This is a genomic window from Agromyces sp. Y575, from assembly GCF_059445445.1.
Map to the genome: position 1 here is coordinate 88,450 of NZ_JCAIUI010000003.1, position 20,489 is coordinate 108,938.

23 protein-coding genes are annotated in these 20,489 nt (G+C 66.7%); 10 read left to right on the plus strand and 13 right to left on the minus strand.

What is annotated here, in order from left to right; translation table 11 throughout:
- Positions 1-84 precede the first annotated feature (84 nt).
- The 9 genes from AC1C2U_RS12470 to AC1C2U_RS12510 form a co-directional block, all read right to left on the minus strand.
- Positions 85-960: an ABC transporter ATP-binding protein gene (locus tag AC1C2U_RS12470; RefSeq protein WP_495362086.1), complete on the minus strand. Its 876-nt coding sequence runs from the start codon at positions 958-960 to the stop codon at positions 85-87.
- The gene (locus AC1C2U_RS12475; protein ID WP_495362087.1) at positions 950-1,726 is read right to left on the minus strand and encodes an ABC transporter permease; all 777 of its coding nucleotides are present in this window, start codon (positions 1,724-1,726) and stop codon (positions 950-952) included. Before AC1C2U_RS12475 ends, AC1C2U_RS12470 begins: the two co-directional genes overlap by 11 nt.
- Positions 1,723-2,574 carry an ABC transporter permease gene (locus tag AC1C2U_RS12480; RefSeq protein WP_495362088.1) on the minus strand — a complete coding sequence of 284 codons (852 nt, stop codon included), beginning with the start codon at positions 2,572-2,574 and terminating at the stop codon, positions 1,723-1,725. Before AC1C2U_RS12480 ends, AC1C2U_RS12475 begins: the two co-directional genes overlap by 4 nt.
- Positions 2,571-4,124 (minus strand): acyl-CoA synthetase, encoded by a 1,554-nt coding sequence (locus tag AC1C2U_RS12485; protein WP_495362089.1) that lies wholly within the window; start codon positions 4,122-4,124, stop codon positions 2,571-2,573. The genes AC1C2U_RS12480 and AC1C2U_RS12485 overlap by 4 nt, the downstream gene beginning before the upstream one ends.
- A gap of 75 nt (positions 4,125-4,199) precedes the next feature.
- On the minus strand, positions 4,200-5,189 hold the full coding sequence (locus AC1C2U_RS12490; protein ID WP_495362090.1) for an ABC transporter substrate-binding protein: 990 nt from the start codon (positions 5,187-5,189) through the stop codon (positions 4,200-4,202).
- A 69-nt stretch (positions 5,190-5,258) separates the two neighbouring features.
- Positions 5,259-5,711, minus strand: a complete 453-nt coding sequence (locus tag AC1C2U_RS12495; protein ID WP_495362091.1) for a MaoC family dehydratase — start codon at positions 5,709-5,711, stop codon at positions 5,259-5,261.
- Positions 5,712-5,733: 22 nt separating this feature from the next.
- Entirely contained in the window at positions 5,734-6,924 is a 1,191-nt protein-coding gene (locus AC1C2U_RS12500) for an acyl-CoA dehydrogenase family protein (RefSeq protein ID WP_495362092.1), read from the minus strand.
- Positions 6,925-6,928: 4 nt separating this feature from the next.
- A complete protein-coding gene (locus tag AC1C2U_RS12505; RefSeq protein WP_495362093.1) occupies positions 6,929-7,810 on the minus strand; it encodes an amidohydrolase family protein in 882 nt (293 codons plus the stop codon).
- Between the two features lie 10 nt (positions 7,811-7,820).
- Positions 7,821-8,753 (minus strand): SDR family NAD(P)-dependent oxidoreductase, encoded by a 933-nt coding sequence (locus tag AC1C2U_RS12510; protein ID WP_495362094.1) that lies wholly within the window; start codon positions 8,751-8,753, stop codon positions 7,821-7,823.
- 88 nt (positions 8,754-8,841) lie between these two features.
- Here AC1C2U_RS12510 and AC1C2U_RS12515 point away from each other — a divergent pair, with 88 nt between their 5' ends.
- Complete coding sequence (locus AC1C2U_RS12515; protein ID WP_495362095.1) at positions 8,842-9,348, plus strand: MarR family winged helix-turn-helix transcriptional regulator; 507 nt, start codon at positions 8,842-8,844, stop codon at positions 9,346-9,348.
- Positions 9,349-9,368: 20 nt separating this feature from the next.
- Positions 9,369-9,830 carry a MarR family winged helix-turn-helix transcriptional regulator gene (locus tag AC1C2U_RS12520; RefSeq protein WP_495362096.1) on the plus strand — a complete coding sequence of 154 codons (462 nt, stop codon included), beginning with the start codon at positions 9,369-9,371 and terminating at the stop codon, positions 9,828-9,830.
- Between the two features lie 234 nt (positions 9,831-10,064).
- On the opposite strand, the gene AC1C2U_RS12525 is transcribed toward AC1C2U_RS12520, so the two are convergent.
- A complete protein-coding gene (locus AC1C2U_RS12525) occupies positions 10,065-10,709 on the minus strand; it encodes a response regulator (protein ID WP_495362097.1) in 645 nt (214 codons plus the stop codon).
- 29 nt (positions 10,710-10,738) lie between these two features.
- Positions 10,739-11,539, minus strand: coding sequence for a sensor histidine kinase (locus AC1C2U_RS12530; RefSeq protein WP_495362098.1), 801 nt, complete (start codon positions 11,537-11,539; stop codon positions 10,739-10,741).
- Between the two features lie 184 nt (positions 11,540-11,723).
- Here AC1C2U_RS12530 and AC1C2U_RS12535 point away from each other — a divergent pair, with 184 nt between their 5' ends.
- From AC1C2U_RS12535 to AC1C2U_RS12550, 4 genes are all read left to right on the plus strand, one after another.
- The gene (locus tag AC1C2U_RS12535; protein WP_495362099.1) at positions 11,724-12,440 is read left to right on the plus strand and encodes an ABC transporter ATP-binding protein; all 717 of its coding nucleotides are present in this window, start codon (positions 11,724-11,726) and stop codon (positions 12,438-12,440) included.
- The gene (locus tag AC1C2U_RS12540) at positions 12,437-13,222 is read left to right on the plus strand and encodes an ABC transporter permease (protein WP_495362100.1); all 786 of its coding nucleotides are present in this window, start codon (positions 12,437-12,439) and stop codon (positions 13,220-13,222) included. The genes AC1C2U_RS12535 and AC1C2U_RS12540 overlap by 4 nt, the downstream gene beginning before the upstream one ends.
- On the plus strand, positions 13,219-13,953 hold the full coding sequence (locus tag AC1C2U_RS12545; RefSeq protein WP_495362101.1) for a hypothetical protein: 735 nt from the start codon (positions 13,219-13,221) through the stop codon (positions 13,951-13,953). The genes AC1C2U_RS12540 and AC1C2U_RS12545 overlap by 4 nt, the downstream gene beginning before the upstream one ends.
- Positions 13,954-14,210: 257 nt before the next feature.
- On the plus strand, positions 14,211-16,817 hold the full coding sequence (locus tag AC1C2U_RS12550; protein WP_495362102.1) for a purple acid phosphatase family protein: 2,607 nt from the start codon (positions 14,211-14,213) through the stop codon (positions 16,815-16,817).
- A 53-nt stretch (positions 16,818-16,870) separates the two neighbouring features.
- On the opposite strand, the gene AC1C2U_RS12555 is transcribed toward AC1C2U_RS12550, so the two are convergent.
- The gene (locus tag AC1C2U_RS12555) at positions 16,871-17,014 is read right to left on the minus strand and encodes a hypothetical protein (RefSeq protein WP_495362103.1); all 144 of its coding nucleotides are present in this window, start codon (positions 17,012-17,014) and stop codon (positions 16,871-16,873) included.
- A gap of 9 nt (positions 17,015-17,023) precedes the next feature.
- On the opposite strand from AC1C2U_RS12555, the gene AC1C2U_RS12560 reads away from it, so the two are divergent.
- Positions 17,024-17,326, plus strand: a complete 303-nt coding sequence (locus AC1C2U_RS12560; RefSeq protein WP_495362104.1) for a hypothetical protein — start codon at positions 17,024-17,026, stop codon at positions 17,324-17,326.
- Between the two features lie 77 nt (positions 17,327-17,403).
- Here the strand turns inward: AC1C2U_RS12560 and AC1C2U_RS12565 are convergent, their stop codons facing one another.
- Complete coding sequence (locus AC1C2U_RS12565) at positions 17,404-18,204, minus strand: alpha/beta fold hydrolase (RefSeq protein WP_495362105.1); 801 nt, start codon at positions 18,202-18,204, stop codon at positions 17,404-17,406.
- Between the two features lie 84 nt (positions 18,205-18,288).
- Here AC1C2U_RS12565 and AC1C2U_RS12570 point away from each other — a divergent pair, with 84 nt between their 5' ends.
- From AC1C2U_RS12570 to AC1C2U_RS12580, 3 genes are all read left to right on the plus strand, one after another.
- Positions 18,289-18,915, plus strand: a complete 627-nt coding sequence (locus AC1C2U_RS12570; RefSeq protein WP_495362106.1) for a TetR/AcrR family transcriptional regulator — start codon at positions 18,289-18,291, stop codon at positions 18,913-18,915.
- 70 nt (positions 18,916-18,985) lie between these two features.
- A complete protein-coding gene (locus tag AC1C2U_RS12575; protein WP_495362107.1) occupies positions 18,986-19,825 on the plus strand; it encodes an alpha/beta fold hydrolase in 840 nt (279 codons plus the stop codon).
- Positions 19,826-19,981: 156 nt separating this feature from the next.
- The gene (locus tag AC1C2U_RS12580) at positions 19,982-20,467 is read left to right on the plus strand and encodes a hypothetical protein (RefSeq protein ID WP_495362108.1); all 486 of its coding nucleotides are present in this window, start codon (positions 19,982-19,984) and stop codon (positions 20,465-20,467) included.
- Positions 20,468-20,489 lie beyond the last annotated feature (22 nt).

Here is a 20,489-nt window from a genome sequence, read left to right on the forward strand (position 1 = left end):
TGAGCGGCACCGCGCGACGGTTGGCAAACTCAGCCGGCGGTCGGGCTGCCATCGCTGCGTGCAGAGGCGATCCCGCCGAGGAGGTCACCGGGCGGGTGCCTGGGCTCGAGCCGAGTCGGGGCGGAATCCCTTCTTCGCAAGCTGGATCTGTTCGTAGACGTGGTGGCGGAGTTCGGTGAACCGCGGCAGCGCACGCGTCTCGAGCTGGTCGCGATCCTGCGGGAGGTCGATCACGAGGTCCTCCTGGACGACGGTGGGCGACGAAGACAGGATGATGACGCGCTCGCCGAGGTACACGGACTCGTCGATGTCGTGGGTCACGAACAGCACGGTCACGCCCAGCCGTTTCCGGATGGCCCGGACGAGGTCCTCGAGGTCGGCGCGGGTCTGGGCGTCGACGGCCGCGAACGGCTCGTCCATGAGCAGCACCTCGGGCTGGTAGGCGATGGCGCGCGCGATGGCGACGCGCTGCTGCATCCCGCCGGACAGCTGCCACGGGTAGGACTTCGGAACGTGCGACAGGCCAACGCTCTCGATCGCCTCCGCCACGAGTCGCTTCCGTTCGGGCTTCGGAACTCTCGCATTCCGGAGCGGAAGCTCGACGTTCTCCTCGACGCGGAGCCATGGGTACAGCGACCGGCCGTACTCCTGGAACACGACGGCCATCTTCTTCGGGGGGCCTGTCACGCGCTTGCCGTCGAGGACGATCTCGCCGCTTGTCGGTTCGAGCAGTCCGGCGATGCACTTGAGCAGCGTCGTCTTGCCGGAGCCCGATGGCCCGACGAGGCATGTGAGCTCGTTCTTGCCGAGGTCGAAGGTCAGGTTGCGCACGGCTTCGATGTCGCCCGCATCCGTTCGGTAGACCTTCTGCAGGCCCTGCACCGACAGCAGCGTCTGTTCGGCCGGGAGGCTGCGCCCGCGTGGAGTGGGGGAGATTCCGGGGGTGCTCTCAGGCGGCATTCTCGATGTCCTTCAATCCGTAGTACCAGTGGAGGATGCGGTGTTCGACGAACTTGAAGATCATCGAGACGGCGTAGCCGATCAGTCCCAGCAGCAGGATTCCCGACCACATCTCGGGGATCGCGAAGCGGCGCTGGAACTGAATGATGGAGAAGCCCAGTCCTGAGGACGAGAAGAACATCTCGCTGATCACCATGAGGATGATCCCGATCGGAAGTGCTTGTCGAACGCCGGCGAGGATGCTGGGTGCGGCCGCAGGCATCACTTGGAAGCGCACGCGTGAGAATCCTTGGATGCCGTAGGAACGCGTCGTCTCGCTCTGCACGGAATCGACTGCGCGCACTCCCTCGATGGTGTTGAGCAGGACCGGCCAGATTGCCCCTGCGGCGATGACGACCACCTTCATGCCGTCACTCACGCCGATCAGCAGGCCGAAGATCGGGATGAGCACTGGCGGTGGGATCGCGCGGAAGAACTCGAAGGTCGGCTCCGTGAAGGCGCGAAGGTCGCGGCTGAGTCCGACGAGCAGTCCAATGAGGATGCCGAACACGATCGCGATGCCGGTGCCCACCGCGAACCGAGCGAGGCTCGGGAGGACATCCGTGAAGAAGCGATCGCCGACCCAGGTTTCGAAGAACTCTGTGAGGAGTTCGCCCGGCTTGGGAACGAAGATGCTCGTCGCATTCAGGCCGAGCGCCCACCAGATCAGGATGAGAATCAGCGGCAGCCCGAGCGCATAACTGAAGGAGACGAGTGTCTTCCTCATGCGGCCACCTCCTCTCGCACCGACTGGTGCCAACCGAGCAGGCGATGCTCGAGCGCGCGGACGCCGACGTTGATGAGTACGCCCAGCAGGCCGGTGGCGAGTACGAGCGCGTACGTCGAGGCGTAGAGGCCGGCCTCCTTCGCCAACGCGATCTGGTTGCCGAGCCCCGGGGTGCCGATGACGAGTTCTGCGGTGACCGCGAGGATGAGGGCAACCGCTGCGGCGAGCCGGATGCCTGTCAGCAGGTAGGGGAGCATTGTCGGGAAGACGACGTCGCGAACCCGCTGCCACCAGGTGAATCCGAAGCTCCGCGCGGTGTTCATCGCGACGGAGTCGACGTCTGCGACCCCGTACAGCACTTGGATGAACACCTGCCAGAAGGCCCCGTACGTCACGATGAGCAGGCTTTGCTGCAGCGGGACGGCGAAGAGAAGGACGGCCAAGGGGATAAGGCCCACGGAGGGGATCGGTCTCAGGAACTCCACTGTGGACCGAGTCGCCTTCTGCAGGAACGGCGACAGGCCGATGAGGATACCGAGCGGCACGGCGAGGGCGGTGGCGAGCAGCATACCCAGAGCCCAGGAGGTGAGCGTCTGCCCCACCGCGATCCAGAAGCCCGTCAGGGTCGCGTTCGAGAACAGCGTCGCGATGACGACCGAGGCTGGGGGAAGGTAGGTGGAATCGACGAGGCCGGTGCGGGATGCGATCTCCCAGACGAGGAGGAATGTGAGCACGCCGGCGGCTCCGAGCAGCATGCGACGGGGACGGAACCGGCGCCGACGACGCGACGCGTCCGCTGCGGCAATGCTCCGTGTGACGGTGTCGACCGGCGCTGCGGGAGCGCTCATGAGATCACCTCTCCATGGAGTTCGGGCAGGGAACGGAAACGCTCCCTCAGGTCGACCTTGCGCACCTTCCCGCTGGCGGTGCGCGGAAGGTCATCCACGATCACCACGGCTCGCGGGATCTTGTACTTGGCCAGGCGTCCCGTCAAGTGCGTGATGACGGCCTCCGCGGAAAGCTGCGCGTCCTCCTGCAGGGCGACGATCGCGATCGGAACTTCTCCCCATCGGTCGTCGGGGACGCCGATCACAGCGGCGGCCGTGATCTCGCTGATCTCCATGATCAGCTGTTCCACTTCAGCGGGGTAGATATTCTCGCCACCGGAGATGATCAGGTCCTTGAGGCGGTCGCTGACCATCAGATAGCCGTCGTCGTCCAAGAATCCGATGTCGCCGGAGCGGAACCATACGCCGTCGCGCGCCTCGCGGCTCGCCTCCGGCCGATTCCAGTACTCCGGGATGACGTTCGGTCCGCTGATCTGAATCTCTCCCGCCTCGCCGGCGGGCAGAACCCGGCCGTCTTCGCCGACGATGCGCACGTCCGTGAAGAAGTGGGCGATGCCCGATGAGCCGATGTGCTCGCGCGCCTTGCGATACGGCAGCGCCGTGGCTCCGGGCGCCGTCTCGGTCAGCCCGTACCCGGAGGAGAAACTCAGGCCGCGCTCTTCGTAGGCCTCGACCACGCGCAGCGGGACGCTCGATCCGCCGCAGGTGAGCTTGCGGATGGAAGAGAGGTCGGTCTCTGCCCACGCGGGATGCTCGGCGATCATCTGGAACGTCGTCGGCACACCAGAGAGGCTCGTGACACCGTGGGCCTGAATGGCCTCGAGCACGGCCCCGGGATCGAACCTCTCATGCAGCACGATCGTTCCTCCCTTGAGGAGCGTCGGCAGTGCGCCCATGCTCAGCGATGCGACATGGAACATGGGGGCGATGAGCAACGTCACCTCGTCCGAGGTGATGTCGTAGTCGACCAGCGCGTTGATCGAGTTCCAGGTGAGGTTTCCGTGCGTCAGGACGGCGCCCTTCGGGCGGCCGGTGGTTCCGGAGGTGTAGAGGATCATCGCAGGGTCCTCGAGCGATACCGCGATGTCGGGAAGCTCTGCCGAGGCCGCGGCGATGGCGTCCTCGAAAGACTCGACAGCCGGAAGCTCGGCTGGGCCATCGATGACGAAGCGGCGCGTGAGAACGCTCGACCAGGCGGCGGCGCGCGCGAGCTCCCGTGTGGCCTGGAGGGTCACGAGAGTCGTGGCGCCGGAGTCCTCGATCATGTACTCGAGCTCGCGGGGGGCGAGCCGGGTGTTCAGAGGCACGAAGATCGCACCGATGGCTCCGCACGCGAAGAAGGTCGTGAGGAAGTCGGGGTGGTTATTGCCGACGAACACGATGCGGTCGCCCGTGGCCACGCCCCGACTCGTGAGTGCGCTCGCCAGGCGCGCGATGCGCTCGGAGAGTTCTTCGTACCGAAGAGCCCCGCCGGAGGAGACGATCGCGACGTCCCCGTACGACTTCGCCCGGCGTCGAGAAATCCAGGTGCCGAGTCCCGCGTTCTTCATGGAATATGCCTCATTGCATTCGGTGGAGGAGTGTCGGGGTAGGAGCGCCTGCGCGGCGCCCCCAACCCGGTGTCCCTAGGGGATGATCACGGTGTCCAGGTCGGGCTCGGACTCCATGAATCCATACTCCAACGCCAAGTCGGTCAGGTCGGCGAGCAATTGAGGATCGAGATCGGCGGAGAAGCGCTCGAGACGGAGGTTCTGCGCTGCCTCCGCGGGCATGCCAGTGAACTCCGCGATGGTCGCCGAGAAGCCCTCGGGATCAGCTGCGGCGGCCGCGAGCACGTCGGCGATGGCATCGCGCCACTTTTGGACCGTGTCGCTCTCGTCGTCCGCGACCGTCCCCGAGGTGAAGGTGACCATCGTCGGCAGACCGGGGATGGTGTTCTGGTTCGGGTAGCCGAGCACCGAGTACTTGTCGGGCGCGGCAGTGGCCTGCGACAGGAAGGGCTCGGGGACCCAGACGGCGTCGACGTTGTTGCTGTCGAGCTGGGCGAGGGCATCTGGGAAGGCGATCTCGATGAACTCGATGGACTCGGAATCGCCACCGTCGGCGTCGACCGATGCCTTGATGGTGAGGTCGCCCTGGGTGTTCACGGCGTTGACGGAGACACGCTTGCCGTCGAGGTCGGACCACGACTCGATGCCGTCGCCCGTCCGGGTGATTACCGCATTGATGTCCTCACCTTCCTCGAGGGAGAACGAGTATCCGCTGGCGACGTGCACGTCGACTCCTTGGCTCGCCGCGACGAGTACGGAGAGCGGATTGCCGACTCCGAAGTCGAGCTGGCCTGTCGAGACGGCCGGAAGCATGGCGGCGCCGCCCTGCGCGATCTGGGTCGTGACGTCGAGCCCGTGCTCCTCGAAGATGCCCTGGTCGATGCCGTATTGCACGGCAGCGGCGGGTGCTATGGGTAGGAGGCCGACGGTGATGGGCGTCAGGTCGCTGGATTCCCCTTCAGGGGCCGCGGTGTCGCCGCTGGGCGAACCGCTCGAGCAGGCGGCGAGCGTGAGGCTGACTGCCGCCACTGCTGCCAATATGCCGAACTTACTGATACTTGCCATGAAAGTGACTCCTTCGTTACTCGAATGGACCGCCGAGGCGGGTGGGGTGGTGCAGTAAAGACAGACGGGTCAGGCGTAGAAGCGGTACAGTCCGCGGGCGACGACCGCGGGCTTGGATGCGCCCTCGATCTCGATCGTCTGATCCACGTGCAGTTGATATCCGCCCGGAACCTCGGTGACCTCGGCGATGACGGCGTTCATGCGCACGCGCGCGCCGACCTTCACGGGCGAGGGGAACCGGACCTTGTCAAGTCCGTAATTCACCTTCGTAGCGACCCCCTCGGCCTCGAGGAGTTCCGTCCAGAACTTCACGGTCAGCGAGAGGCTGAGGAAACCATGGGCGATAGCACCGCCGAAGGGGCCGTCAGCGGCCCGCTGCGGGTCGACGTGGATCCATTGGTGGTCATCGGTCGCATCGGCGAAGAGGTTGACGCGGTCCTGGCTCACTTCGAGCCAGTCGGAGTAGCCGAGATCGGTTCCGGCGAGGCCGGGGAGGGCGTCGTAGGTGACGGTCGTGGTCATGGGTGGGGGCCTTTCCAAGGGTTCAGACGAATGCGGAAGCGCCGGTCAATGCGCGACCGACGACGAGGGAGTTGATTTCGTGAGTGCCTTCGTAGGAGTAGACGGCTTCGGCGTCCGCGAAGAAGCGGGCGACATCGTGCTCGAGGAGGATGCCGTTGCCGCCGAGCAGTTCCCGCCCGAGTGCTACGGTTTCGCGGGCCATGCGCGCCGTGTGCATCTTTGCGAGTGACGAGTTCTCGTCGCGCGCATCACCGGCGTCCTGGCGAGCGGAGAGCTGGACGACCATGCCGAGTGATGCCGTGAGGTTCCCGAGCATCCGGGCGAGTTTTTCCTGCACGAGCTGGAACCCGGCGATCGGACGCCCGAACTGCTGCCGTCGGTTCACGTAGCGCAGGGTGCTCTCGAGCGCGCCGGCCTGCAGACCGGTGGCGATCCACGCGACATCCGATCGCATGGCTCGCAGGATGGACGCGACGTCACGCCACGAGTCGACCCGCTGGAGGCGATCGCCCTCGGCCACGTGCACGCCATTGAGGACGACGGATGCGTTCTGCATCGGCCGCAGGGAGATCTTGCCGCCCATGGGCTCGACCGAGACGCCGGACGCCGCGCGCGGCACGAGGAACGCCTTCACGTTCCCGTCGTCGACATCGCGCGCGAAGACCGCGAGGACATCGGCGTCGGCCGCACCTCCGATCCAGCGCTTCGCGCCGTCGAGCACCCAGTCGTCGCCGTCCCGCCGAGCGGTAGTGGCCAGCCCGCGCGCGATGTCGGAGCCGTGATCCGGCTCCGTCAGCGCGAATACGCCAGTCAGCGCGAAGCTCATCACCTGGGGGTCGAGCATCGCTGCTTGCTCCGGGGAACCTCCGAGCAGCACCGTGGTGCGGAACAGGCCAGATTGTGCGTTGTACAACGTCGCGACGGAGACATCCGCGCGAGCCAGCACGTAGTTGCGGAATCCCGCGAACATGCTGGAACGTGCCTCGTCGGCCGAGACGCCTTCCGGGGACATGAGGTCGAGCGGCACGAGTGCGTCGAGTACGGCGGCGGGCATCGCCGCCGCCTCCCACGCATCCGTCATCAGTGGCCGGATGTCGCGATCGAGCGTCTCCCGCAGGGTCGAGAGAATGCCCGCCGCAGCGGCGCTCAGGTGGGCGTCCGCGAATCCAAACGGATCGATGCCGATGGGGGAAGTGGAGTCGATGGCGGCCATGGCGTCACCCGAGCCCGAGGAGGTGGGCGGCATTGTCTTTGAGGATCGCCGGCAGCCGTTCGGGCTTGAGAGCCGTCTCCGCGGCGTCGGCGAGCCAACGATCGGGCGTCAGCAAGGGGAAATCGGAGCCGAACAGCACACGATCTTTGAGAAGCGTGTTGGCGTAGCGCACCAGTTCCGACGGGAAGTACTTGGGGCTCCAGCCCGACAGGTCGATCCAGGTGTTGTGTTTGTGAGTGGCGACCGAGAGTGCCTCGTCCTGCCAGGGCACCGAGGGGTGGGCCATGATTATCTGCAAGTCGGGGAAGTCCGCGGCGACAGGATCGAGCAGCATCGGGTTCGAGAGCCCGAGCCGGAGGCCGCGACCGCCGGGCACGCCGGCGCCGATGCCGGTCTGTCCTGTGTGGAACAGGGCCGGCACGCCTGCATCCTGAACCGCGGCGTAGATCGGATACCACTGCTCGTCGCTTGGGTCGAATCCCTGGACGGTCGGGTGGAACTTGAAACCGCGGACGCCGCTCTCCTCAGTCAGGCGCCGGATCTCCTCGACGGCGGTGGGGCGATGCGGATCCACGGAGCCGAACGGGATGAGCACGTCGTTGTTGCGCGCCGCACCCTCGGCGATCTCGGTGCTGGACAGCGCGGGGTGGCCGAGGTTCGTCTCGGCATCGACCGTAAACACGACGGCAGCCATACTCCGCTCGCGGTAGTAGGCCGCGACGGAATCGAGGTCGGGGCGTGGCCCGTCGGTACGGAAGTACCGCGATGCCGCATCGATGAGGTCTCCGGGTAGCGACGCGTGCCCGTCGTGGTCCACCTCGATGTGCACGTGCATGTCGATCGCGGTGAGGGAACCGAGATCGATGGCTGGCTCGTAACGGGACATGGCCGGTTGGTCAGGCAGTGGACGCCGTGCGCTGAAGGTCGTCGGGCAGCTGCGGGAACTTCTCACCGACCGACTGGAGGTTGCCGGCGATGATCGTGGGGAAGTCGGCTTCGAGGACCTCGTACGACCAGCCGCCGTCGCGGTACACCGAGACGACCGGTTCAGGATGCGACCAGATCTGGAGCCTGTCGCCGCCGACACCGATCACCTGGCCGCTGATGCCCGCGGCGGCGTCCGAGGCGAGATAGGCGATCGTACCGGCGACATCCTCGGACGTTCCGAAACCGAGCTCCTGCCGGAAGAACGGGGACATAGGCTCCCCGGCGCGGTCCGCCTCGACGGCGGCAGCGAAGTACGGCACGGTTGCGGTCATAGCCGTCGCTGCTACCGGTACGACGGCGTTCACGGTGATTGCGGCCTTCTTGAGTTCGAGTGCCCACGTGCGAACCATCCCGACTATGCCAGCCTTCGCCGCCGCGTAGTTCGTCTGACCGAAATTGCCGCGCTGGCCCGTGGGGGATCCGATGCAGATGATGCGACCGCCTGAGCCGCTCTCTCGCATGTGCGAAGCCGCTTCCCGGACGCAAGTGAAGGTGCCGCGGAGGTGAACGCCGATGACGGTGTCGAAGTCGTCGTCGCTCATCTTCCAGAGCACGGCGTCACGAAGGACGCCGGCGTTCGTTACGAGGATATCGAGACGGCCGAACTCGTCGATCGCGGTGGCCACGAGTTTTCGGGCGGTCTCAGTCGGTCCAACCGGGGCGACAACCGATGTCGCGGTGCCGCCTGCAGCGCGAATCGAAGCGACGGCTTCGTCGGCAGTGGCGGCGTCCATATCGTTGATGACGACGGATGCGCCGTGCTTCGCGAGTTCGTGTGCGTATGCGAGGCCGAGGCCGCGGCCCGAACCTGTGACGATGGCTACTTTGCCGTCGAGTGACATAGACAACTCCTTTGTTGTTGGCCATGAGACCACATATCCATTGAATATGTCAATGATTGAAGCAACCATGTATTGATACGGTTGGGTCATGACGAGCGACCAGCTGCGCGCAACGGCCCTTCATGGCGATCTCGGGTTCATGCTGGCGCGGGCGAGTGTCAGGGCCAATGCGGCAGCAAACCGGGTGCTCTCACCGCTCCAGCTGACGGTGCGTTCGTACTCCGTGCTTGCCATCGCGGTCTCAGCGATCGGGGCATCGCAGCGGGAACTCGCAGAGTTGCTACAACTCGATCCCAGCCAGGTCGTAGCCCTCGTGGACGACCTGGAGCGGCGGGGGCTCGTGGTCCGCCAGCCCGATCCCTCGGATCGCCGGGCAAAAGTGGTGGTGGCAACACCGAGTGGCAATTCTCTTTTTGCGCGAGCGCATGCCGCGACGGGTGTCGCGGAACGTACTGCGCACGGCGACCTCGACGAGCCAGACCGTGCCCAACTCCTTGTGCTCCTGCAGTCGACGTTCAGCGGCAAAGAGATCGAGCCCCTCGATTCCCGGCGCGCAGGCGGCTCGGTCGCCCTGAACGTCGAGCGCACGGGATAATCGGTCGCGGAGGTGGATCCGTGACCGAAGTGAACGTGTCGACGAGGGCTGCGAGGCTCGCCGCTACTTCGCTGACTGATGAAGTCGAGTTCTTGGCAGCGCGGGCGCGGTCGATCGGAACCGCCCTCGCCAACGCCGCCTTGACACCATTGGGTCTCAAGGTGCGGCCCTATTCCGTACTTTCTCTCGCCTGCAGCGGTGCCGCCCCTTCGCAGCGTGAACTCGCGGACTTCCTACGTTTGGACGCGAGTCAGATCGTCGGAATCGTCGATGAACTGGAGCGAGATGGATTAGTTGGGCGCAGTGCAGACCCGGCGGACCGGCGGTCGAACGTCATCACGGCGACGCCCGCGGGACAAGAGCTCTACGCGCGGGCGAGAGCGGCCGCCCAGGGTGCCGAGGACCAGGCGCTGGCCCGCCTCGATGCAGTGGAGCGTGCCGAACTGCTTCGACTGCTCCGCCGGGTGGCCTTGGAGGACTGACTCTGCGGGCAGGTGGTCCGCAGGGCTCTATCGGGACTGTTGGTCAAAAGAACACCGCCACTCGTCAGCAAACCACAGGCCGGAGCGAGCTGTGCAGACGTGAGCTGAAACGTGTGCGTGAGCTGAAATTGACGCCCTGGACCGCAGCACGAACACGGCCTCGGACCGTAATCGTCAACCCTAGGTCTCGCCGTGGTCTGCATTCATGCAGCAGGACAGGAGCGATTTGAGGGATCATGCGCGGGCAACGAGGCCGGTTTCGTAGGCGGTGATGACGAGTTGGGCGCGGTCGCGGGCGTGGAGTTTGGCGAGGAGGTTGCCGATGTGGGTCTTGACGGTTTTGATCGAGATGATGAGCGTGGTGGCGATTTCGTCGTTGGACAGCCCTTGTCCGACGAGGGTGAGCACTTCGGTCTCCCGCTCGGTGATCGGATCCAGTTTTCGAGCCGGTGTAGCGGCTGGGCGGTTGACGTAGTGCTCGACGAGCCGGGTCAGGATGGTTGGTGCGAAGAGGGATTCGCCGGCGTGGGTACGGCGGATGGCGTCGAGGAGCTGGTCTGGGTGAGCGTCTTTGAGAAGGAAGCCGCTGGCCCCGGCTCGAAGTGCGCCGTAGACGTACTCATCTAGCTCGAACATGCTGAGCACGAGCACTCGGCAGGACGCGAGTGCGGGGTCCGCAGCGATATTGCGTGTCGCCTCGATGCCATCGCCGCCGGGCATGCGAATGTCCATCAAGGTGACGTCGGGGGTGAGTTCGCGTGCAAGGCGCACGGCGTCCGTACCTGTGGCGGCTTCCCCGACCACCGTAAGGCCTGAGGTCCCGTTGACGAGAATCGTGAGGCTGTGGCGGAGCAGCGGTTGGTCGTCGACGATGAGCACTCGGATCGCGGCTGTGTCTAATGCGTTGTTCACGGGTTCCCCTGATCGGGGAAGCGCGCAGTCAGGTGGAAGCCCTTTCCTTTGGTGTGGGTGTGAATGGTGCCTCCGAGTGCGGTGACGCGTTCACGGAGGCCGTTGAGTCCGTGGCCTGCGCCGGGGTGTGGGAACCAGCCCTCTCGCGGTCCGGCGTCGTGAACGTCGACGACGATCGCGTCGCCGTTCCGGTGGACGCTGATGCGCGCGGTCGTGGGGCCGGCATGTCGGAGGGTGTTGTTGAGTGCCTCACGGACGATGGCGCAGACGGTGAGCTGTGCACCGGGTGACACATCACCTCCCGAGTCGATGTCGAGGCTGGCGGTGACGCCGGCTGCATTCGCGGCCGTGATGATCGAGGGCAGGTCGTCGAGAGTGTCGGCGGGACGCAAGGGGGCCACGCCTGGGGTGCGGAGAACCCCCAGCATCCGGCGAAGCTCGGTGGTGGTCTCACGACTGGCGTGCTCGATGTCGGTCAGCGCACTCATCCGTTCGGACTCGCCGTTCGGACCTGTCATGCAGCGGGCAGTGGCGGCGCGCACGGTGATGAGTCCGATTCCGTGGGAGACCAGGTCATGCAGATCGGCAGCGATCCGCAGCCGTTCGCGCTGCGTCGCACGCTCGGCCGCCCACGCTGCCAAGTCGTCTTCATAGTGTTTGCGCTGCGACCGTGAGCGGGCAAAGGCCCAGCCCATCACCAAGACGATGATGATCGCGGTCACGACCAACGCGATCCAGCCCGCAACAGGTCTGTCGGTCCCGGTGATCGCCAGAACCAGCACGATCGCGACGAGCACGATCAACGCGACGAGCCAGACGCGTGAGCGCCACGTGGGGCGGGCGGAGTCCATCAACCAATTTTATATTCCGGCGCTTTCGCGAGCATCGGCCCTGGGTCGGAGAGACCTGAGACCGAGAAGACCTCGAAAGACAGGTCACTGGTCCGATGACGCTCGGGCGGTTCTCGACTGACATGGTGTCATGCTCTCCATCGACGCGCTCACCAAACGGCATGGCTCGCGCACCGTGCTTTCCGATGCGAGTTTCCAGGCGTTGCCCGGCCGAGTGACCGGATTTCTCGGGCCGAACGGGGCGGGCAAGTCCTCAACGTTGCGCATCCTCCTCGGCCTCGACAGTCCCACTGCAGGGTCCGTACTGATCGATGGGAGGCCGTACCGAAGCCTGCGTGATCCGCTGCGCACGGTCGGATCCATGCTGGACGGCTCTGGCGCACACCGCTCTCGCACCGCCCGCAACCACCTCGCCTGGGTAGCACGCAGCAATGGCATCCCGAAGCGCCGCGTGAACGACGTGCTTGAACAGGTGGGCCTCGCAGACGCTGGGCGCACCCGCGTCAGCAATCTCTCCCTCGGCATGGGGCAACGACTGGGCCTTGCCGCGGCACTCCTTGGCGAGCCGGCGGCGCTCGTGCTGGACGAGCCGGTGAACGGCCTCGATCCAGAGGGCATCCGGTGGATACGAAGGCTGCTGCGTGACCATGCCGATGCGGGTGGGACCGTCCTGCTGTCCAGCCATCTGATGAGCGAGGTCGCGGAGATCGCCGACGACCTCGTGGTCATCGCCGGTGGACACATCGTCGCGGACGGCTCGCTGGCTCAAGTCACCGCGGGGTATCCGACGCTCGAGGCCGCCTTCTTCGCCCTCACCGAATCAACCCGGGTCGAGGACGGACGATGAGCCTCATCCGCGCCATTGGCGCTGAACTGCACAAGGCCGCAACGTTGCCCGGAGTTTGGGCAGGAATCGCCGTGACGTTGCTGGGATCGGTCGCGATCACCCTGCTCAACTCGTTGTCGACTCGTGCCGCGCTCGGCGCGGGTCAGCCTGAGATGCACGCATCCACGTCGCCGTTCGAGACGGCATTCGCCGCGATGCCACTCGGCACGGTCGGCGCTGTCGTCATCGGAGTCATGGTGTTCAGCAGCGAATACACCGCCAACAGCACCGATGTCGGCGGAGGACAGCAGATCACCGCGACTCTCACCGCGATGCCGCATCGCGTGCGGCTCCTGATCGCGAAGGCAATCACGGTCTGCCTGTTCATCATTGTCGTCGCGGCGGTCGCCATGCCCCTCGCCATCAGCATCGCACGCGCTGTCATCGGCGATGAGGAAACCGAGACCATCACGCTAGCCGACGCACTCGTCCGTTGCCTCGGCGGTGCGCTCTACTGGACCCTCACCGGACTCATCGCCTTCACGATCACCGTCCTCACCCGCAACGGCATCATCCCGCTCATCATCCTCATCCTGAACAGCTCCGTAGTGTCGGTCTCACTCCTCCTGACGAAACTCACCCCAGCTGCGCACTGGCTCCCCGACATGGCAGGACTCAAGCTCTTCGGTTTACGCACCATCGAGGGCGGACTGGATGCCGGTCCAGGGGCATTGATCATGACCGGCTGGGTCGTTCTGCTTCTGGTGATCGCAGCGGTCGTCTTCCGCCACCGGGATGCGTGAGCACGGTGCGCATCGGAAACGTCATCGCGTCCGAACTCGACAAGCTGCGAACCCTCCCCGTCACCATCCTCACCATTCTCGGCACGATCCTCATCGGAGCGCTGATCACCGCAGCTATTGCCGCCAGCGCGATTGGCCAGGGAGCGTCGGTGACGGCTGTGGATGCCGCACGTCGTGCAGTGCCATTCATCCAAGCCGGGTTCGTTCTGCTCGGCATCCTCCCCGCCACCCAGGAATACATCGGCCGTCAGATTCGCACGAGCCTCACCGTGGTGCCGCGCCGTGGCCTCCTAGCCGCAGGCAAGACAGTCGCGGCAGGATCTACCATCGCACTCACCGCTATAGCCACAATCGCGGCGGCACTGACCGCCGCCTCGATTACCCGTGCCCTCTTCGCCGTACCGCAACCGACGGGAGATACGGAACTGTGGCCCCTCGTCGGAGCAGCGGGATACCTCACACTGATCGGCCTGCTCTCCCACGCCGTCGCCCTCATCGTCCGGCACCTGGTACCCGCACTCGTGGGCATGCTCAGCCTCGTGCTGATCATCTCGCCCGTCCTGGCAGGCCTCACCGAGCATGCCCGTTGGCTGCCCGACCGTGCGGCGGCACAGCTCTATGACCCCACCGACCCCTTCCTCACCACGGGAACTGGCGCACTCGTGGCCAGCGCCTGGATCATTCTGATCGGCGCACTCGGAATCACACAGTTCATCCGTCGCGACCCGTAATCCCAGCCAAAGTCGCAACTCAGGACGACCGCACGCATCGGAAGCCGGGCGGTGATCGGACGCCCGCATGCGGATCCTTTGGTTCTTGCGGGCATTAATGCCGGTTCACCTCGCGGATGCCTGCTGGCCAGCCCCGAGACATCCGACCCCGATTGCATGGGCGCGGGACAAGATCGCGCGACCTGCGCCCGCCGCCCCGCGAGCGAGGGCCGTGCGTGACCATGCCCACCCGCCTACCCATGCGACGAAGGAATCAGATGACCACGACGAAGAACGCGACACGCTGGGGGAGGCGAGGTGCGGTCTCCGCTGCGCTGCTCGCCCTGCTCGGCGGTGTGCTCGCGGCGCCGGTGCCGGCACTGGCCGCCCCCGATGTTCCGACCGAGCCCGTGATCAGCACCGGCACCACCACTTGGAAGTACCTCGACGACGGCACCGACCCCGCGCGCGGCGCGGAGCCGCTGCGCGTCTGGACGACGACCGGCTTCGACGACAGCACCTGGAAGTCGGCGCAGGGCAGCTTCGGCGCGAAGAACGGCAAGCTCGCGCCCGTGGGCCCGCAGACGCCGAAGACCCTGCTGAACCAGTACCTCGACGGCGTGGCCGCGCCTGACGTGCCGACCTTCTTCTTCCGCACGACGTTCGAGCTCGCCACGGGCGTCTCCGACGAGGTCGGATCGATCGTCGGCGAACTGCTCTACGACGACGGCGCAGTGGTGTGGATCAACGGCGAACGCGTCGCCGGCTTCGACGCCGACCGCGTCAGCGAGACGAGCAACGTGCAGTACGCCGGCTCCGGCTCCTCCGACCCCGCGCCCGGCACGTTCGAGGCCGGCGGCGATGTGCTCGTCGACGGCACCAACACCGTGGCCATCGCGCTCTACCAGGACCGCGAGACGAGCTCGGACATCTACCTCGACGTGCCCTCGATCCGGCTGCTGCCGACGGGTGAGCCCGGTGTGCCCGTCGTGGCGCCGCCGACACGCGTCATCTTGACCCCGACCGAGACGCCGATGACTTCGCAGTCGTTCTCGTGGCTCGCCGGCGACGTCTCGCACGAGTCGGGCCAGGTGCAGATCCGCACGGCCGGCTCCACCGACATCCGCACCATCGACGCGTACGCGGCCGGCACGGTCAACGGCAACCCGAAGCAGCACTTCTCGGCGACCGTCGACACGCTGACGCCCGCGACCGAGTACGAGTACCGTGTCGGCCTCGAAGGCAGCTGGAGCGACTGGTTCGAGTTCGGCACCGCCGACCCGAACGCCGACGAGTTCCAGTTCGTCTACTACGGCGACGCGCAGATCGGGCTCGACACGACGTGGCCGTCGGTCGTGCGACAGGCCGAGGAGACCGCGCCCGACTCGATCGGCTCGGTGCACGCGGGCGACCTCATCAACACCGGCAGCAACGAGACCGAGTGGCTCAACTGGTTCAAGGGCATGGAGAACTCGGCGGCGGCGACGAACGTCATGGCCGCTCCAGGCAACCACGAGTACTCGGGCGACAAGCTCCTGAAGTCGTGGAAGGCGAACTTCGAGTACCCGCGCAACAACCCGACGACCGAGACGACCGGTGAACTCGCCGACCTCGCCGACGGTGACACGGATGTCGCGAAGCAGTACGCCGCGTACTTCGAGCACTGGACTCAGTTCGCCGCCGAGACGGTGTACTTCACCGACTACCAGGACGTGCGCTTCATCACCCTGAACGCGACCCGCGACACGACGTTCCTCACGCCCGACGTGCTGCCCGGCTGCGCCGGCACCGACTGCCCGTCGACGAAGGTCTCCGAACTGTGGACGCAGTTCCAAGCGGCCTGGCTCGACTACGTGCTCGAGTCCAGCCCGTCGAAGTGGAACGTCGTGACCTTCCACCAGCCCGTCTACTCCGCCTCGGAGGGGCGCGACGAGCCCGTGCTGCGCGAGTACTGGGTGCCGATCTTCGAGAAGCACGACATCGACCTCGTCATGATGGGCCACGACCACACCTACGCTCGCGGCTACAACAACGACGACGTCACCGAGACCCCCGGCATCACGGATGGCCCGGTCTACATCGTCTCCAACTCGGGTGCGAAGCACTACGAGCTCGAGTCCGACGAGAAGAACGTCTGGACGAACAACAACGCCACCCAGGTGCTGCGGGGCGCGGGCGTCACGACGTACCAAGTCGTCAACGTGTCGGGCGACAAGCTCGTCTACCGCTCGTACCTCGCTGAGAAGCAGCCGAACGCGACGACCGAGCTGCCGGTCGGCGCGGTCTACGACGAGTTCACCGTCACCAAGAAGGACGACGGTCGCAAATGGGTCACCGAAGCTGGCGTCGAACCGCCCGTCGACCCTGAGGTGCCCGGCCCGGGCGAGCCCGGCGACGCACCCGTCCCGATCGACCCGGCCGAGCTGACGGACGCGAACCGCGGTGGCCTCACCGTGCCGGCGACGGTGACTCTCGGCGAGCCCTTCACCGTCGGCCTCGGCGACGAGCGCGCCGGCACCGGCGTGTGGGCGTGGCTCCACTCCGAGCCGACCCTGCTCGGCGGCGCAACCGCCGACGCGAGCGGCGAGTTCACCACCGTGGTGCGCATCGGCACCGCGACGGGTGAGCACCGCCTCGTCGTCCAGGCGGCCGACGGCTCGCTCATCGGCTGGGATGCCGTTCAGGTCGACGCGGCCGCCGGCGTAGATGGCGGTGGTGCAGGTGTCGGCGCTGGTGCTGGTGCAAGCGGCGACCTCGCGAGCACGGGAGCCGAGGCATCCGCCGCGATCTGGGCCGCCGGGGCGCTGCTCGCGCTCGGCGGGCTCGTGACCGCGGTCGCGATTCACCGGCGGCGGCGCACCACCGGCTCGGTCTCGCTGGGCTAGCACGAGTCGAGCGGATGTCGCGGCGCACGCGGCATCCGCTCGACTGCGCCTGCTCAGGCGGCGCCGGGCAGCACGACCGGGGAGCCGAACACCGGGTCGAAGATGATGCGCGCCGACAAGCCGAACAGCTCGTGGATCAGTTCGGTCGTCACGATGTCCTGGGGTGTGCCTTCCGCGACGATGCGTCCGTCCTTCATCGCGATGAGGTGGGTGGCGCCGATCTCGCGATCGCGGCCTTCGCCCTGGGGCATCGCACCGATGCCGAAGCGCGCGAGCTGCTCGGTCGGCTCCGCGAACGGGTCGACATGCTGGTGGTCGTCGACGCGGCCCGCGCCGACTCGCTCAACCCGGCGGCGCACGAATCGCCGGTGCTGGCCCTGGCGGCGAACGGCGTCGGACTCCGCGATGAAGTGGCGCTAACCGCCCTCGCAGCAGTCGCCGGTTGGCGTCACGAGCGCACGATCGCGCTCGGGTGGGGCATCGAAGCTGCGGTGCTGCGCGCGCGTTGAGCGCGGCACGGCCTTCGCCCCAGCCGGCCTTCATGCGACAGTCGACTGTTGGCCGAACAAGGACGTGGCGCAGGCCGTCAGCCTCGAAGCGGTGTAACTCGCTGCGCCGCGTGCACGAGCGCGGCGAGCTCGGTGGCCATTGCCTCGGGCTCCCAGCCGTGCTCGCTGCCCGGCATGGCCTTCCAGGTGGCACCGGGCACGGCGTTCGCGATGGACTCGGCGGCCGGCGTCATGATGTCGTAGGTATCGACGCCGACCATCGCGAGCACGGGCACGCGGATGCCGCCGAAGAGCTCGGCATGCGGTGCCGACTCGGCCCAGGCGAGGGACTCGCCATCGGGCCGAAGGCTCGGCGCCTGGTCGATCATGGCGGGAATGCTGCGCACGATCTCGAGGATCTCGGGCGGCATGTCCTTCATGTACTCGTCGAGCGCACCGCCGAAGTCGCCCGCATCGATGCGCCGGTTCACTTCATCGGCCCAGTCGCGTGCGCCGCTGTTCGGCGGGGCGAATGGGGCCTCCCAGAGGGCGAGCCCACTGACGGCGAGCCCGTTCACCGCGGCACGGAGGGCGATCGAACACCCCGAGGAGTGGCCGCAGAGCACCGCGCTGCCGCCGGCGACCTCGATCAGTGCCTCAATCGCCGCGAGTTCGCGCTCGAGCGAGATCGTGCCGTCGGCGCGGCTCTCGCCCCGACCGACTCGGTCGTAGACGATCGTCGTGACGCCACGCTCGGCGACGAGTTCGGCCGTGCGCGTGGTGTCGGGATCGATCGCCCGCCACGGCCCGGCGCCGACCACGAAGATCAGCGCGGGCCCCTCACCGCGCCGGTCGTAGGCGACTCGGTCTCCGGCGGAGGTGGTTACGAACTCGGACATGGATTCCTCTTCTCATGAAATGGACTGACCAGTTTGATTTGATCAAACTAGACTGTTCAGTACTGCGCGTCAAGAGGAGGAACCATGGTCGCCACGGAACTGCCCCGATCGGAGCGGAAACGCCGCGCGATGCTCGCCGCGGCCGAGCAGCTCTTCCTGCGCAACGGCTACCTCGGCACGAGCATGGACGAACTCGCCGAGCTCTCGCAGGTGTCGAAGCAGACCGTCTACGCCCACTTCGGCAGCAAAGAGGCGCTCTTCGTCGAACTCGTCTCCTCGATGACCGGCAGTGCGGGCGACGGCCTGCACGACCTCGACGATGAGCCGGCTCCCGACGGCGATGTGGCCCGCTACCTCGAGAGCTACGCCGTGAACGAGCTCGCCGTGGTGATGACCCCGAGGCTGCTCAACCTGCGCCGCCTGGTGATCGGCGAAGTCGGCCGCTTTCCCGACCTCGCCCGAGCCCTGTACGAGAACGGTCCGGAGCGCGCCATCCGCTCGCTCGCGAAGGTCATGACTTCATTGGCCGAGCGCGGGCTGCTTCGCATCGAGCATCCGTTGGAGGCGGCGACGACCTTCAACTGGCTCGTCATGGGGGAGCCGGTGAACGAGGCGATGCTCCTCGGCGATGCCGCCATTCCTTCCCCAGAGGCCATGCGCCGACACGCCGCGCACGCGACGCGGGTGTTCCTCGCCGCCTATGGCGCCTGACGATGAGCGTTCGGCGATCCGCACGACGGAATCGCCCCACGCGACGGGCGTCGATGTCATGATCGACGGGATGCCTCTCTTCGGTGCACACGATGGCACTGAACTCGCGTACCACTTGCAGGGGGAGGGCGCTCCGCTGGTCTGCGTACCTGGCGGCCCGATGCTGGACTCCGTATACCTGGGCAACCTCGGCGGCTTCTCGGCGCACCGGCAGTTGATCTTGCTCGACCCCCGGGGCACCGGAGACTCGGCCGTGCCGACGGATGTCTCGTCGTACCGTTGCGATCGTCTCGTCGACGACCTCGAGGCGCTGCGCGAGCACCTCGGACTCGAACGGTTCGACCTGCTGGCGCACTCCGCGGGCACGAACGTGGCGGTGCTGTACGCCGCCCGCCACCCCGATCGAGTCGGCAGGCTCGTGCTCGTCACCCCGAGTCCCTCGGCCGTCGGGCTCGTGGTCACCGCCGACATGCGCATCACCACCGCGCGGCTGCGCGCCGAAGAGCCGTGGTTCGAGGCATCCTTTGCGGCCCTCGAGGCCATCGTCGCCGGCGAGGCCACCGACGACAGCTGGCAGGCTGTCGGGCCCTTCTATTACGGGCGATGGGATGCCGCGGCGCAGGCGCATCGGGCCGCCGATGACGCTCATCGCAACAACGAGGCCGCTGCCGTCTTCGGAGCCGAGGGCGCGTTCCATCCCGAGGCCACGCGTTCGGCCCTCGGCGCATTCGACCCGCCCGTGCTGTTGCTCGCCGGGGAGGTCGACCTGAACTCGCCTTCAGCGATGGTGGCCGAGTTCGCGTCACTGTTCGCGAACGCCGAACTCGTCGTGCAGGCCGGTGCCGGCCACTTCCCGTGGCTCGACGACCCCGATCGGTTCACCGCGTCTGTTGCAGCGTTCCTCGAGTAGCCGGGTAGAGTCCAGCGCCGATCACCTGGACCCGCTCGACCGAATGCGCGGCGGCACGCGCTGAGCTTCGACTCGCCCGCGCCCCTACCGACGTATGGGGCGAGATGGCTCCTCTGAGGGATGCGACGACGGTGATGCCGTTCGTAGTGTCGCCGCATGAACACACCAACCAGCGTGAGAATCTCAGCGTCAGCATGGTTCGCGGCGGTCGCCGCCGGAGCCATCGAATCCGTGCTCGCCATCAGCGAGATCGCCGGGCAGGGAGGGCTGGACGCCGGAGCCTGGCTCGGTCTCGGCATCCGCGTCGTCGTGTACACGGTCGCCATCGTCATGATCACCCGCCTCCTCCGCGGAAGTCGCGCCGCCCGCATCGGGCTGACCGGGCTGCTGAGCGTCATCGGACTCGCATCGCTCGTCGTTCCGGCCGCGTTCGCTCTTGCAGACGGTGAGACCATGCTCGAGGCCTTCGGAAGCGGGGGCCCGCTCGGAGCAGTCTTCCTCGTCGTCCGGATGGCGCACATCCTGCTCGTCATCGTGGCAACGGCCGCGATGTTCAGCCCGACGGCCAGCGCGTACCTGACGAGCGCCAAGCGCGCCGGCAAGCCCCGCGAGATGACGAGCAGCTCGTCTTCGAGTTCGTGAACCATTCGGCTGGGGGTATGTC

What these genes read in the sequence shown, in the direction of transcription:
- AC1C2U_RS12565 (WP_495362105.1), bottom strand. Translation starts at nt 18,204, where the DNA reads ATGTCCGAGTTCGTAACCACCTCCGCCGGAGACCGAGTCGCCTACGAC.
- AC1C2U_RS12495 (WP_495362091.1), bottom strand. Translation starts at nt 5,711, where the DNA reads ATGACCACGACCGTCACCTACGACGCCCTCCCCGGCCTCGCCGGAACC.
- AC1C2U_RS12570 (WP_495362106.1), top strand. Translation starts at nt 18,289, where the DNA reads ATGGTCGCCACGGAACTGCCCCGATCGGAGCGGAAACGCCGCGCGATG.
- AC1C2U_RS12535 (WP_495362099.1), top strand. Translation starts at nt 11,724, where the DNA reads ATGCTCTCCATCGACGCGCTCACCAAACGGCATGGCTCGCGCACCGTG.
- AC1C2U_RS12550 (WP_495362102.1), top strand. Translation starts at nt 14,211, where the DNA reads ATGACCACGACGAAGAACGCGACACGCTGGGGGAGGCGAGGTGCGGTC.
- AC1C2U_RS12580 (WP_495362108.1), top strand. Translation starts at nt 19,982, where the DNA reads ATGAACACACCAACCAGCGTGAGAATCTCAGCGTCAGCATGGTTCGCG.
- AC1C2U_RS12515 (WP_495362095.1), top strand. Translation starts at nt 8,842, where the DNA reads ATGACGAGCGACCAGCTGCGCGCAACGGCCCTTCATGGCGATCTCGGG.
- AC1C2U_RS12475 (WP_495362087.1), bottom strand. Translation starts at nt 1,726, where the DNA reads ATGAGGAAGACACTCGTCTCCTTCAGTTATGCGCTCGGGCTGCCGCTG.
- AC1C2U_RS12510 (WP_495362094.1), bottom strand. Translation starts at nt 8,753, where the DNA reads ATGTCACTCGACGGCAAAGTAGCCATCGTCACAGGTTCGGGCCGCGGC.
- AC1C2U_RS12505 (WP_495362093.1), bottom strand. Translation starts at nt 7,810, where the DNA reads ATGTCCCGTTACGAGCCAGCCATCGATCTCGGTTCCCTCACCGCGATC.
- AC1C2U_RS12500 (WP_495362092.1), bottom strand. Translation starts at nt 6,924, where the DNA reads ATGGCCGCCATCGACTCCACTTCCCCCATCGGCATCGATCCGTTTGGA.
- AC1C2U_RS12490 (WP_495362090.1), bottom strand. Translation starts at nt 5,189, where the DNA reads ATGGCAAGTATCAGTAAGTTCGGCATATTGGCAGCAGTGGCGGCAGTC.
- AC1C2U_RS12575 (WP_495362107.1), top strand. Translation starts at nt 18,986, where the DNA reads ATGCCTCTCTTCGGTGCACACGATGGCACTGAACTCGCGTACCACTTG.
- AC1C2U_RS12540 (WP_495362100.1), top strand. Translation starts at nt 12,437, where the DNA reads ATGAGCCTCATCCGCGCCATTGGCGCTGAACTGCACAAGGCCGCAACG.
- AC1C2U_RS12470 (WP_495362086.1), bottom strand. Translation starts at nt 960, where the DNA reads ATGCCGCCTGAGAGCACCCCCGGAATCTCCCCCACTCCACGCGGGCGC.
- AC1C2U_RS12555 (WP_495362103.1), bottom strand. Translation starts at nt 17,014, where the DNA reads ATGAAGGACGGACGCATCGTCGCGGAAGGCACACCCCAGGACATCGTG.
- AC1C2U_RS12480 (WP_495362088.1), bottom strand. Translation starts at nt 2,574, where the DNA reads ATGAGCGCTCCCGCAGCGCCGGTCGACACCGTCACACGGAGCATTGCC.
- AC1C2U_RS12485 (WP_495362089.1), bottom strand. Translation starts at nt 4,124, where the DNA reads ATGAAGAACGCGGGACTCGGCACCTGGATTTCTCGACGCCGGGCGAAG.